The following is a 13138-nucleotide window of genomic DNA, read 5'->3' on the forward strand; positions in this document are numbered from 1 at the left end:
TGGTTTTGGTAAATGTATAAATTTATACTAATTCCCTGAAATATTGCGACAGGAGTTTATTATTGTCACGCGTTGGAGTAAATATTTCGAGTATCATCGGTTGCTCATTCTGGCGGAATAATTGTTTCAGTCCTTTGGTCAACGACTGCGCATCGCTGGCAGTGGCATAATCAAATCGGTACATTTTGGCCAAATGCTGCGCTGTTAAACAATGGGAAGTTTCAAAATAAGTATGAAACGTTTCGTTTTCCTGATGACCGGGTAGAATTCTGAAAATACCGCCGCCCCCATTATTCACTAAAATAATCTTGAAGTTCTTCGGAATATAATTGTTCCATAGGGCGTTACTGTCATACAAAAAGCTGATATCACCGGTGATTAAAACGGTCGGTTTACCACTTCCCACCGCCGCGCCGATAGCAGTGGAAGTGCTTCCATCAATACCGCTCGTGCCTCGGTTACAAAAGACTTCAATGGATTGATCGATATCAAACAACTGAGCATAACGAATGGCTGCACTGTTACTGATTTGCAACTGAATGTTTTCAGGTAAAGCCGACAGTACAATTTCAAACGCTTTTATATCAGAGAAAGGTACTTTGGATAGGTATTGGCTGTGCTTCTCTTTTCGCAATCTCATAATAGATTCGAAATAAGATTTATAACCACTTTCTATCGGTTTTACAAAAGGCAGAAACTGTTCAAAAAAATGATTTGGAGTAACATGGAAATGTTTGGTCAAAATCCCAAAAGTATCATAGGCTCTCAATTCATCAATATGCCAATGATGTCTTGGTTTGTATTTTCGGAGAAAGGCTTTTATTCTTTTAGACACAATCATTCCTCCAAAAGTGATCAAAATTCGCGGTTGCAATTCGCTGAATTCGGTCGCCGAAAAAGGAGTAATCAGTGTATCTATGTTATTAATGAAAGAGGCATGATGCAGGTTGGAAGTGGTTTCGGTCATGACCACTACCGAAGGAAAAGCAGCCAACTGATCCAGCCATTTTTTTTCGATCGTATTTGGAGCGCATTCGCCTACCAAAATCAAAATCTTCTGACTGTGATTCCACAACGTAGAAAAGGCAATAATGTCTTCCACCCTCACGTTGCGTTGAACTTTAAATATGTTGGTAACATTTACATCTACGGCCAGTTTAGTTGTAGTTTCGTATAAAGGTTCTTCAAACGGAACATTGATATGTACCGGACCTTTGTGAGCTACAGCAACATTAATGGCTTCATTGATAAAAACATCATTTTCTTCGGACGCTTCTTCGAGGAGATTAGCATTGTAAAGCGAATGGTTAACAAACACATTTTCCTGCCGAATGGTTTGCCCATCGCCAATGTCAATTTTGTCATGAGGACGGTCTGCGGAAATTACCACAAACGGAATCTGACTGTAAAATGCTTCAGCAAAAGCCGGATAATAATTGAGCAAGGCCGATCCTGAAGTACAAACCACGGCTACCGGTTTCTGAATTTGTTGTGCAATACCCAAAGCAAAAAAGGCGGCACAACGCTCATCAGCTATGCTGTAACAACGAAAATTCGGATTATTGGTAAATCCTATAGTTAAAGGGGCATTCCGGGAGCCAGGAGAAATTACGATATCATGAACTCCTTTGGCGTTGCATATCTCAATGATGCTTTGAGCCAGAGGTATTTTGGGATAGATCATTTATTTTGGATTTCAAAAAAACAAAGGTACAAAGGTTCAAAGTTATTTTTTAAATTTAACTTTTAATTCTGATATGACAAAAACAGTTATAAGACCTTACCGTCCCGAAGATGTGGAACCCATAGTGGCGATATTAAATTATTACATCGCCAATTCGACGGCTTTGTATGACTATACACCACGCACGTTTGAACAACAGCACGCTATTTTTGAAGACAAACTCAACAAAGGATTCCCTATTATAGTGGCTACTATTGATGACCGCTTGGTGGGTTTTGGTTATTACAGCGAATTCCGTTTCCGTGAAGCATACAAATTCACCGTTGAACATTCGGTGTACGTGATGCCGAATGAACACGGGAAAGGAATTGGCAGACACCTTATGGAATCCTTGATTACTTTAGCTAAACAACAAAAACTGCACACCATGATAGGAGTCATCGATGCAGAAAACACAAGCAGCATCGTTTTTCATGAACAATTCGGATTCAAAACTGTTGGCACTATTCGGGAAAGCGGTTACAAGTTTAATCGCTGGTTGCATTCTGTTTTCATGCAGTTGATACTGGAATGAGTCACCTTCTTCCCTTTTGTCTTTTTGAATGTCTTTTTTTCAGGAACTTTAAAGGTATACTTCCATTTTTAGATTTCTTAATCTAGGTTAAGTGCCAGAGAGTCATACCCACCATAACTTTGTCATGTATTTAAAAATAAAATAAATTTAAAAAATAAAAATCATGGCAAAATCAACCTGGGCAATCGACCCAACACATTCAGAAATAGGTTTTAAAGTAAAACACATGATGTTTACTAACGTTTCAGGAAAGTTCAATTTGTTTGATGCGGCTATCGAAAACGAAGACGATGCTTTTGAAACTTCAGTAATCAACTTCGGCGCAGAAGTAAATTCTATCAACACCGGGAATGACGACCGCGATAATCATTTGCGCAGCGCTGACTTTTTTGATGTAGAGAACTTTTCAAAACTTACATTCAAAAGCACTTCTGTAACAAAAGTAAACGAAGGATTGTACCAAATCAGTGGTGATTTAACAATCAAAGACGTGACTAAAAACATCACGCTGGAAACCGAATACAGCGGTCTAATGAAAGACCCTTGGGGGAATACGAAAATCGGTTTGTCCGTGAGCGGAAAAATCAACCGTAAAGAATTTGGTTTAACCTGGAATGCCGCCTTGGAAACCGGTGGCGTTTTGGTGGGAGAAGAAATTAAATTAAACGCCGAAATACAAATGATCAAACAATAATTGGTTAGACTATTTTGTTTGACAAAGCCATTCTACAATCAGAGTGGCTTTTTTTATGAACGGAGAAATTGTACCTTAGTACTTCTTTTTAAAACCATTGCAATTATGTCAAATATCGGAATGATTATAGAGGAACGCGCAGCCGATATCGGAAACTTTTTGGTAGGGCGTCTGTTGCCTTTTCGGGAAAAAAGAGCCGTAGGCCCGTTTGTCTTTATTGACCATATGGGGCCGGCTCAATTAAAAGACTATCAAAACATGGATGTTCCTCCACATCCGCACATTGGGCTTTCTACCCTAACCTATTTGTCTGAAGGCGCCATCATGCACCGAGACAGCTTGGGTACTGAAATCGAAATTAAACCGGGGGCCGTCAACTGGATGACAGCCGGAAAAGGCATCGTACATTCAGAACGGACACCCGAGTATTTAAGGCATACGGACAAACAGCTCCACGGATTGCAAATTTGGGCGGCACTTCCTAAAGCGTTGGAAAATATGGAGCCTTCTTTTGCTCATATTGAAGCTCCAGATTTACCCACTTGGGAACAAGACGGTGCCACTTTTAAACTCATAGCCGGAACTGCATTTGGCAAAACGGCTCCGGTTCCGGTTTACAGCCCTCTGTATTGTATTGAAATCAAAAGTACTAAACAAACTGTATTGGAAATAGGTCATCAGATTTTTGGCGAAAGTGCTCTTTATATTTTAGATGGAACAATCAAAAATGACGGGAATATTTATGGAACCAAACAGCTATTAGTAGCTAAAGAAAGTTCGCTTTGTGCTTTTGAAATGGGTGCAAATACGACACTATATCTTTTTGGAGGTGAGCCGTTTCCTGAAGAACATTTTATTTATTGGAATTTTGTTCACACCGACAAAGCTGTTATTGAACAAGCCAAACTGGACTGGGCTGCTCAAAGATTTCCCAAAATACCGGGAGAAAAAGAATTTGTCCCACTACCTTCTCCTTTCAAAAAGTGAGTAATCTGTACACTATAAAAAAAACCTGATGTAGGGACATCAGGTTTTAAAAATTGGGTTATGTAATTGAGTAAGAGGAATTAAATTATTTCTATTCCGTTTTGTTCTAAGATAGCTAAGAGATAGATACTTTGGTTGGCATCATATTTTTCTACCCCGCTTTGGTACCATTTCTGGATGACATCAATTTGAAAAGGGGAATATCCTTCAGCACTGATACTCATGCCGAGCATTCCGGCCAACAAAAAATCTTCAAGCACTTTGTTTGTTACGATGAGCTGCGGTATTCCAAACCTGACACTCCCGTTCATGCTTTCATAGTTTAATCGCCCTTGATGGAAACCATCATTAAAAGCTTCATTTTTGGTTTTAGTATCAAATTTTGCGTAGGGGTCTTGACCGTATGTGTATCCTTCTAAGTAATCTTGTCTGTAGATAGGATTAAATATATCTTTCATAAATAGGCTGTTGTGGCATTTATTGTTAATCCAAAGCTATTAACTATTTGGCAGCAATAATTTAAAAATCGTTTAAAGGAAAAAAAACTCTTTAAATCACGACAGCAGTGACGTTCGTCGATAAAATATCAATAAAAAACCTGATGAAATACTTCATCAGGTTGCATAGTATAAAGGATAATAAAGTCTATTTTCCGTTAATCCAATTCACAATTTCAGGGTCGGTCGGCAAGACTCTTGGTGAAAGCACTTTAACCAACTCTCCTCTTTCATTGATTAAATATTTTTGAAAATTCCATTCTACCTCACTGTCCTGCAATCCATTTCTGCTTTTCTCAGTCAGAAATTGATAAATTTCGTGTTGGTCTTTTCCTTTCACCGAGATTTTACTCATCATAGGAAAGGTTACGCCGTAATTCAATTGACAAAATTGAGCTATCTGTTCATTACTCCCGGGTTCTTGCGACCCGAAATTATTGGCAGGAAACCCGACAATCACAAAATTTTTGTCTTTGTATTTCTCATAAATTGCTTCCAAATCTTTGTATTGCGGAGTCAAACCGCATTCCGAAGCAGTATTAACTACTAATATCTTTTTGCCTTTTAAACTGGCAAAATCAAATGGTTTGCCATAAAGATCCGTTACCTTAAACTGGTAAATGGTTTCTGTTTTAACATCTGTATTCATAGTATTCCTTTTTTCTTGAGTGGTAGTAACCGGTTTTGTTTGTGCACTGTTTTGGCAGCTCCATAATAGAAAGACGCTGCAACTGATCAGGAAGATTTTTTTCATACTTTTTATTTTTTATAAAATTACAAATTCCGAAATGGTTTGTCGTTATACATATCCTAAAGTTTTACTAAAAAAAGAACTCAGCGACTAAATCAATCGCTGAGTTCCCAACAAACAAGTAGAAAATTATTTTCTACCAACCAAAACAAAATGAACAATCTCATAGCAAGACTCTTCCCTAACTCTGCTATTGAAACAAATCGAAACTATTTTTCCCTAAGCGTTGATTCATAATGTTTTGTTAAAAATGCAGGGTCAGTGATCATTCTCAAAATAAGCAATACATTGCTTTTTCATTCCATAAAATCAAATAGACTTTTTCCTGAAAAACACTGAAATTTTACTGTAACAAAAGTATTTACAAAATAAATTCAGTAGTAAATTGAACAATTGTTAATTCTTTTAAAAGAAACTTAATTGTAGCTTTTCCATGAAAAGATTTCTACTTTTACCTTAATTAAACTTATTAGGTATGACACAAGAAGAACTATTGCCCTTGCTTTTACAAAAGGAAGAAAGGGCATTTAATCAGCTTTATGATATGTATTCAAAAAGCCTGTTTGCCATTATTACCAATTTAATTAAAGACCGCGAAGAGGCAGAAGATGTGCTTCAAGAAGTCTTTGTGAAAATTTGGAAAAACATTGACACTTACAATCAAAGCAAAGGGCGTCTATACACTTGGATGCTCAACATCGCTCGAAATACAGCTATTGATAAGTTGCGGTCAAAAGGATTCAACAATAGTCAAAAAAACCTGTCCTCTGATAATTTCGTACATCTGTTGGATGACAGCAACAAGTTAACCCACCTAATAGATAGTATCGGAATAAGAGAGTTTGTAAAAAAACTTAAACCAAAATGCATTCAGCTGATTGATCTCTTGTTCTTTAAAGGATTTACCCAACAGGAAGCTTCTGAAGAATTAGCCATTCCGTTAGGAACGGTTAAAACCCAAAACAGAATGTGTATGAATGACCTACGTAATTATTTAAAAGTAAATGGAAACTAAAGACTATATCGAATCCGGAATTTTGGAACTCTACGTATACGGTTTGCTCAGCGAAACTGAAAACGATGAAGTTACGGCTATGGCTTTCAAACACCCTGAAGTGAAAGAAGAAATTATAGCTATAGAAAAGGCAATTGTCAATCTCTCCAGTAGTTTTTCTCCTTTCCTTTCTCACAGTCAGTTTGAAAAAATCAAGACCCGACTGGAACTGAAACACGGCAAAGTGGTAGATTTAAAAACCCGAAATAACTGGTCTACTTACATTGGTTGGGCAGCGTCCGTTGCCTTGTTGATTGGTATTGGTTTACAATATTCAAAATTAAATGAAAACAACAACCAAATTAAAATCATTGAAGAACAAAAATCAAAACTACAGGAAACAGTAGTAACCTTAGAAAACAAGAATAAATCCACCGAAACAGTGTTAAATGTTATTCGGGATGAAAATAACACTGTAATCACCCTGGGCGGACAGGCAGCAGCTCCTAATGCTAAAGCTAAGATTTATTGGAACCAACAAACTCAAGTAGTTTACGTCGATGCCAGCGGATTACCGGAACCACCAAAAGGCAAGGTATATCAAATTTGGTCTCTGAAATTAAAACCGGCGTTAACTCCAACCAGCATTGGACTATTAACTAATTTCGAAGCCAGCACCAGTAAAGTATTTGCTGTGGATAAAACCAGTGGAGCCGAAGCCTTCGGTATTACTCTGGAGCCTGCAGGTGGTAGTGCAGCACCAACTATGGAACAATTGTATACTTTAGGAAAAGTATAAGTACTCTCACTTGATACTAAAAAAGGTTCACGAATTGTGAACCTTTTTTAGTTATTTTCTTTTATAATGTTTTCGATATTTCGGGTAAGCCAACAAACCAACTAAGGTCATGCCTCCCAAAGTTTCCCATATCCAACTTAATGATTTGGCTTCACCACTGGCGTAGGAATGCAGTCCGACTAAGTGAAAGTTCACTCCGTAATAGGTGAACAAAATGGAAACAAAAGCATACATTGCCATTAAATTAAAAATCCATTTGTTTCGCAAGGAAGGGACAAATCTTGCATGAATGACAAAAGCATACACCATAATACTAATTAATGCCCATGTTTCTTTCGGATCCCAACCCCAATAGCGCCCCCAACTCTCATTAGCCCATTGCCCACCGAGAAAGTTACCAATCGTCAACATGATGAGTCCGATAGTCAAAGACATTTCATTGATATAGGTAATCTCTTTGATATTCAATTCCATTCGCTCTTTATTCTTTTCATTGGTGAAAAAGATTAATACCAAGGCTACAAATCCTAAAATAGCACCCAATGCAAAAGGTCCGTAACTGGCCACAATAACCGCCACGTGAATCATTAACCAGTACGAATTCAATACCGGCTGCAGGTTGGCAATTTCCGGATCTATCCAATTGGCATAAGCCGCCGTTAAAATCATGGCGGTAACAAAAGCTGACGATGCTACGGTAAGTTTTGACTTTCGATCAAAAGCCAATCCGAAGAACATCGTGGCCCAAGCCACATATACAATTGCCTCATAGGCATTACTCCACGGAGCGTGACCGGAAATATACCATCGGGCAATTAAGCCTGCAGTATGTAATACAAAAAGCAATCCGATAACAATGTGTATCCCATTGATGGCAATGCGCAACACTTTTCGGTCTTTAAAAATTTGGATGATAACCAGGACAAACATTAATGCAGCTGCAGTCAAATATCCATAAGGCAGCTTTTGAAACACATCATAATGGTTATACAAAATCTCATAATTGATTTTTTCATCGGAAGGACGTACGGCTTTACCAAATTTCTTTTGGTAATTATTCATCCCCATCAGAAGGGTATTCGCCATGGTGTAGTTATGATTTTGTGTGGCTTTCATCAACTCATCGAGATACAGTGGTAATGCATTTTTAATAGTATCCAATGCGGTACCTGTAGCATGCTCTATTTCTAAATACGAAACCCATTTGTTATTGCTGTCGTAGGGAATTGGAAAAATTCTTAATATTTTTCCGCTCAAAGCAGCGTTCAACAAATTGACTTTCTTATCGGTTTCCACAAAGTCTTTTTCAAACTGATTGGGATTGGCTGCCTTATAAGCATCATCCAAATAGGGTGACAGCTTGTAATTACCTCTTTCGTCAAAGCAGGAACGGAAAGTAGCGTATTTGGCATCTGCCGGAATCCCTAATATTTTTCGGATACTGTCGTTACCGCTTTTGATATAAATCAGAGGCGTTTCAAACCATACCGTAGGAAACTGTGTCATCGAAATAAATGCCTGATCCGAATTCATTCCCTGATAGGTATTACTGTGACTTACTTTTCGCAACAATTCCGAAGAAAATGTATTGATAGGTTTCATTCTTCCGCCCTCGTCCTGAATCACCATACGACCAAACGCGGCAGCCTGTTTCTCGGGAACGGTATATTTTTTCAAAATCGAATCAATCTGTTTTTGGGTCGGCAAACCTTTGTTAGCATGAGTCCCATGATTTTGACCCAAACTGTTAAACGAAACGAACAGAATGACCAAAGACAATAATTTGGCTTTCTTCTTTTTCACATTATCTAACTTGCGTTTTAAGTCGGCAAAGCGTGACTTTTTGACAAACATGATAGCCATCAAACAAAAGAATAAAATAAAATATCCGATGTAAGTAATGGTGGTACCCCAGAAATCATGATTGACTGAAAGCACCGTTCCTTTTTCGTCCGGATCAAAAGAAGCTTGGAAAAAACGAAACCCTTTATGGTCTAAAATGTGGTTCATATAAATACGGGCATCGAAGCTTTTTTCGGGATCTTGTACTGTTACCTTACTTTCAAACGAAGAAAAACTCTTATCGGTTCCCGGGTATTTTTGAGCTATGAAATCGTTTAGTTTGATGCTGAACGGAAGTGTGTATACTTTGCTGCCATAGCTTAGAGTGAATTCGAGTTTCCCTATTTTAATTACTTTAGGTTCACCCGGTTTGCCTTTGGATCCATTGAGTGTAATTTCTTCTTCTTTACCACCTGTTCTTACTTTCAGAATGAGAACATCCTCCCCTTTTTTATTTTTATAATTCCCGCTCGATTCAAAGGTTTTTATTCCTTTTTTAGGTTGATCCGGAATTACGAATTGTGCTCCTCCAACATTGTACAACGAACGGTACATCAAAGGCTGAACAGAATCTTTGGTCACTTTGCCTTGCAATTTGTCAGCCATTCGCATGAACTGACCGTCAAACGGAGAGGTTATTGTATTGTTTTTTGTATCAATATTAATGGCGCCTTTGGTTGGTTTGTTCAAAGCAAAAAGCACATTGTGAATGTCTTGAATATCTCCCTCTTTAAGCATGTGTTCATGACGCATGCCTCCACCTGACTCAACTAATTTCAGATACACCTCCCCTTTTTCATCTTCCTTGATGGTTTCTTTGGCATCCAGAAGAAAGTCCTTGTATTCTATTTCAAACGGGATATCCGCAAATTTTTCATTTATCGAAAAATCATTGGTAGTTGCGGGTGAAAGCAACATCGGTTTCTCAAAAATACGACGCATTAATTTCCCTTGGTAATCCCCGTCTACAAAGACTGTCAAATAACATTTGTCGGAATACACCTGATTGGAAACGGCTCCTTCCCGAATGGGCATCATCCCTTCATAGCTGATGTAACGGGTAATAAAAGCCCCAACGATGATAAAAATAAAGGCCAAATGCAACAACAATGTGGCCCATTTTTCTTTTTTGTAGAGTTGGTATCGTTTGATGTTTCCGATGAAATTAATCACAAAAAACAACATGATTCCTTCAAACCACCAGGCATTATAAATCAGAATTCGGGCTGTATCCGTATTGTATTTGCTTTCAATGAAAGTACCGGCTGCCATGGCTACGGCAAAACCCAGAAACAAAACCGCCATTAATCGTGTAGAGAATAAAAAAGCGTATATCTTTTTTTCCATAGAAGTTGGAATTTTTTTTTAAAAGAGCTACAAAAATAGCGTAAATAAATAGATTTCAACTGCATTTATTTTGGGTTTTAATACTTTTTTAAGAGTTGTGAGAATCTTTGATTTAAAATAAAAAGTGAAATTAATTTTCGATAATTTAGCGGCATGATTCGAGTGTCAATTATTGGTTCCGGAAATGTCGCCCAACATCTGATTCAAGCCTTCAGCACAACTGCTGATATTGAATTAGTTCAAGTTTTTTCCAGAAAAATCGAATCTGTTTCCCATTTGATTCCGACCGAAAAAATCATCAGCAATTTTTCAAAATTACAAGAAACTGATATCACAATTATAGCAGTTACTGATGACGCTATTAAAGAGGTATCACAGCAACTGATTCTTGGAAATCAACTGGTCGTTCATACTTCGGGCAGTGTGGCCATGAATGCTTTACAAAACCATTCACGACGGGGAGTCTTTTATCCTTTACAAACCTTTTCCAAATCCAAAGCGGTTGATTTTAAAACTATACCTATTTGTTTGGAAGCTGCCAATCAGAGCGATTATCAAATACTCGAAACTGTGGCGAAGACGATTTCAAACTCGGTTTACGCCATAAACTCCGAACAACGAAAGGCATTGCATGTGGCTGCGGTTTTTGTATCAAATTTTGTCAATCATTTGTACCAAATGGGTAACGAAATATGCAAAGGAAACCAATTGCCATTCGAGATTTTAAAACCGCTTATTCAGGAGACTGCTAATAAAATTATGACGCTTTCACCACAGGAAGCTCAAACGGGTCCGGCTAAACGACACGATACACAAACCATCAATACACACCTGAATTTTTTGACTGATGAAAATCAAAAAGAAATCTATAAATTGCTAACAAAATCTATTATTGATAATGGGAAAAAGCTATAAAGAAGTACTAAACAACATTACCACTTTTATATTTGATGTAGACGGTGTACTCACCGACAGTTCGGTACACATAACCCCTACCGGAGAAATGCTTCGTATTATGAACATCCGAGATGGTTTTGCCATGAAAGCGGCAGTAGAAAGTGGCTATAATGTCTGTATCATTTCAGGAGGCAACAACGAAGGAGTACGCATACGACTGAGAAATTTAGGAATTACCGACATCCATTTGGCCTCACCTGATAAAGTAGAAACCTTTAAAGAATATACAGAGCTCTATAATATCAATCCCGAAGAAGTGCTGTACATGGGTGACGACATTCCCGATTTTCATGTGATGCAGTTGGTAGGTATGCCGGTTTGCCCACAAGATGCCAGTCCGGAAATCAAGGCAATTTCCAAATACATTTCGCATAAAAAAGGAGGCAAAGGTGCGGTGAGGGAAATGATTGAACAAGTAATGAAGGTACAAGGCAAATGGCATATGTACTATAACGGAAAACACGACTGATTTTAGATTTTAATACAAAGAAGAATGAACTTTTTAAAACTTATACGATACCAAAACCTTTTACTCTTAGCTTTTATGCAGCTAATTCTTCGCTTCGGGTTTTTAAAACATCAGGCGATTTATTTGTTTCTGAATGATTGGCAATACGGCTTATTGATACTTTCCACAATTTTAATTGCCGGAGCTGGCTATATTATCAATGACATCATGGATTTGGAAACGGATGCAGACAACAAACCCGAAAGAGTTATCATCGGGAAAAGTATTTCGGAAGCCATGGGATACAATTTGTATTTTGTAATGAACGTTACGGGAGTTGGCATTGGATTTTATCTTTCAAATTTGATTCAAAAACCAACTTTTGCCGGTATTTTTATCATTATCGTTACATTACTTTACTTATATGCCACTACTTTTAAGCGTATGCTTTTGGTAGGCAATGCTATAGTAGCCTTGATTTTGGCCATAAGCATTTTAATAGTCGGCGTATACGACTTGCTTCCCTTGACTTTCGAAACCAATCAAAAAGAAATGGGAGTCTATTTTTCACTCCTTATGGATTATGCAATTTTTGCTTTTATCCTTAATTTTATACGGGAAATTGTTAAAGATCTGGAAGATGTTGATGGCGATTACAACCAAGGTATGAATACGCTTCCTATAGCACTTGGCATAAGCCGAACAGCCAAAATTGTTTTCGGATTAGGTGTGGTTGCTACAGTAATTTTACTCTGGTATATCAATGAATACCTGATGAACAACCAATTGTATTATGCGGTAATTTACTGTTTGCTTTTTGTAGTAGCTCCCATGATTTTTTTCATTGTCAAAATATGGAATGCCCAACACAAAAAAGAGTTTCACATGTTGAGTAACCTACTGAAATGGGTCATTTTTTTCGGAATCCTTTCCGTTTCGGTAATCAATTTAAACATAAGATACCATGCTTAGCCAAAAGCTAAAATCCTATAACATCATCTTGGCTTCGGGCTCACCACGAAGACAACAGTTTTTCAAGGATTTGGATTTGGCATTTGAAATTCGATTAAAAGACATTGAAGAAATCTATCCGGAAAACCTACAAGGGGTTGAAATCACCAATTATCTGGCCGAATTAAAAGCAAATGCTTTCGCTGAGGAGCTTTTGGAAAATGATTTACTGATAACGAGTGACACCATCGTTTGGCTCAACAATAAAGCTTTGGGAAAACCTAAAGATTACAATGATGCTTTTCTCATACTAAAGTCTTTGTCTGATGAAACACATGAAGTTATAACTTCTGTTTGCTTCAAAACAAGGCAAAAAACAGAGATTATTTTTGATGTGACCAAGGTAACCTTCAATCTCCTCACTGATGAAGCAATCCACTATTATTTAGAGAATTACAAGCCGTTTGATAAAGCCGGTGCTTACGGAATTCAGGAATGGATAGGATTAGTGGGTATTTCCAAAATTGAAGGCTCTTATACCAATGTGGTGGGCTTACCCACTGAAAAAGTCTATCGCTATTTACACGATTATTTCAGCGGGAATTAAAAAAAA

Annotated in this window: 13 protein-coding genes; 9 read left to right on the forward strand and 4 right to left on the reverse strand. The window is 37.7% G+C overall.

Annotation, left to right across the window (positions count from 1 at the left end; translation table 11 throughout):
* Positions 1-22: 22 nt before the first annotated feature.
* On the reverse strand, positions 23-1684 hold the full coding sequence (menD, locus tag ACSVH6_RS05990; RefSeq protein WP_438076536.1) for a 2-succinyl-5-enolpyruvyl-6-hydroxy-3-cyclohexene-1-carboxylic-acid synthase: 1662 nt from the start codon (positions 1682-1684) through the stop codon (positions 23-25).
* Between the two features lie 73 nt (positions 1685-1757).
* Between menD and ACSVH6_RS05995 the strand changes: the two genes are divergently transcribed.
* The 3 genes from ACSVH6_RS05995 (at position 1758) to ACSVH6_RS06005 (ending at position 3939) form a co-directional block, all read left to right on the forward strand.
* Entirely contained in the window at positions 1758-2258 is a 501-nt protein-coding gene (locus ACSVH6_RS05995) for an N-acetyltransferase family protein (protein ID WP_438076538.1), read from the forward strand.
* Positions 2259-2421: 163 nt separating this feature from the next.
* Entirely contained in the window at positions 2422-2952 is a 531-nt protein-coding gene (locus tag ACSVH6_RS06000; protein WP_438076540.1) for a YceI family protein, read from the forward strand.
* 105 nt (positions 2953-3057) lie between these two features.
* Positions 3058-3939, forward strand: a complete 882-nt coding sequence (locus ACSVH6_RS06005; protein ID WP_438076542.1) for a pirin family protein — start codon at positions 3058-3060, stop codon at positions 3937-3939.
* Positions 3940-4019: 80 nt separating this feature from the next.
* On the opposite strand, the gene ACSVH6_RS06010 is transcribed toward ACSVH6_RS06005, so the two are convergent.
* Together ACSVH6_RS06010 and ACSVH6_RS06015 are read right to left on the reverse strand one after the other, a co-directional pair.
* The gene (locus ACSVH6_RS06010) at positions 4020-4397 is read right to left on the reverse strand and encodes a hypothetical protein (RefSeq protein WP_438076544.1); all 378 of its coding nucleotides are present in this window, start codon (positions 4395-4397) and stop codon (positions 4020-4022) included.
* Positions 4398-4584: 187 nt separating this feature from the next.
* Positions 4585-5190, reverse strand: a complete 606-nt coding sequence (locus ACSVH6_RS06015) for a glutathione peroxidase (RefSeq protein WP_438076546.1) — start codon at positions 5188-5190, stop codon at positions 4585-4587.
* Positions 5191-5662: 472 nt separating this feature from the next.
* Between ACSVH6_RS06015 and ACSVH6_RS06020 the strand changes: the two genes are divergently transcribed.
* On the forward strand, positions 5663-6202 hold the full coding sequence (locus tag ACSVH6_RS06020) for an RNA polymerase sigma factor (protein ID WP_438076548.1): 540 nt from the start codon (positions 5663-5665) through the stop codon (positions 6200-6202).
* Positions 6192-6980: an anti-sigma factor gene (locus ACSVH6_RS06025; RefSeq protein WP_438076550.1), complete on the forward strand. Its 789-nt coding sequence runs from the start codon at positions 6192-6194 to the stop codon at positions 6978-6980. The genes ACSVH6_RS06020 and ACSVH6_RS06025 overlap by 11 nt, the downstream gene beginning before the upstream one ends.
* Before the next feature lie 51 nt (positions 6981-7031).
* Here the strand turns inward: ACSVH6_RS06025 and ccsA are convergent, their stop codons facing one another.
* The gene (gene ccsA, locus ACSVH6_RS06030) at positions 7032-10169 is read right to left on the reverse strand and encodes a cytochrome c biogenesis protein CcsA (protein WP_438076552.1); all 3138 of its coding nucleotides are present in this window, start codon (positions 10167-10169) and stop codon (positions 7032-7034) included.
* 153 nt (positions 10170-10322) lie between these two features.
* Here ccsA and ACSVH6_RS06035 point away from each other — a divergent pair, with 153 nt between their 5' ends.
* Genes ACSVH6_RS06035 through ACSVH6_RS06050 form a run of 4 tightly spaced genes read left to right on the forward strand, consistent with a single transcriptional unit; the run spans position 10323 to position 13132 of the window.
* Positions 10323-11084 (forward strand): Rossmann-like and DUF2520 domain-containing protein, encoded by a 762-nt coding sequence (locus tag ACSVH6_RS06035; protein ID WP_438076554.1) that lies wholly within the window; start codon positions 10323-10325, stop codon positions 11082-11084.
* Positions 11068-11595, forward strand: a complete 528-nt coding sequence (locus ACSVH6_RS06040) for a KdsC family phosphatase (protein WP_438076556.1) — start codon at positions 11068-11070, stop codon at positions 11593-11595. Before ACSVH6_RS06035 ends, ACSVH6_RS06040 begins: the two co-directional genes overlap by 17 nt.
* Positions 11596-11619: 24 nt before the next feature.
* Positions 11620-12546 (forward strand): geranylgeranylglycerol-phosphate geranylgeranyltransferase, encoded by a 927-nt coding sequence (locus tag ACSVH6_RS06045; protein WP_438076558.1) that lies wholly within the window; start codon positions 11620-11622, stop codon positions 12544-12546.
* Positions 12539-13132, forward strand: coding sequence for a Maf-like protein (locus tag ACSVH6_RS06050; protein ID WP_438076560.1), 594 nt, complete (start codon positions 12539-12541; stop codon positions 13130-13132). The genes ACSVH6_RS06045 and ACSVH6_RS06050 overlap by 8 nt, the downstream gene beginning before the upstream one ends.
* Positions 13133-13138 lie beyond the last annotated feature (6 nt).

Origin of the sequence: Flavobacterium sp. XGLA_31 (assembly GCF_051547105.1) — a bacterium.
Taxonomy (GTDB): Bacteria; Bacteroidota; Bacteroidia; order Flavobacteriales; family Flavobacteriaceae; genus Flavobacterium.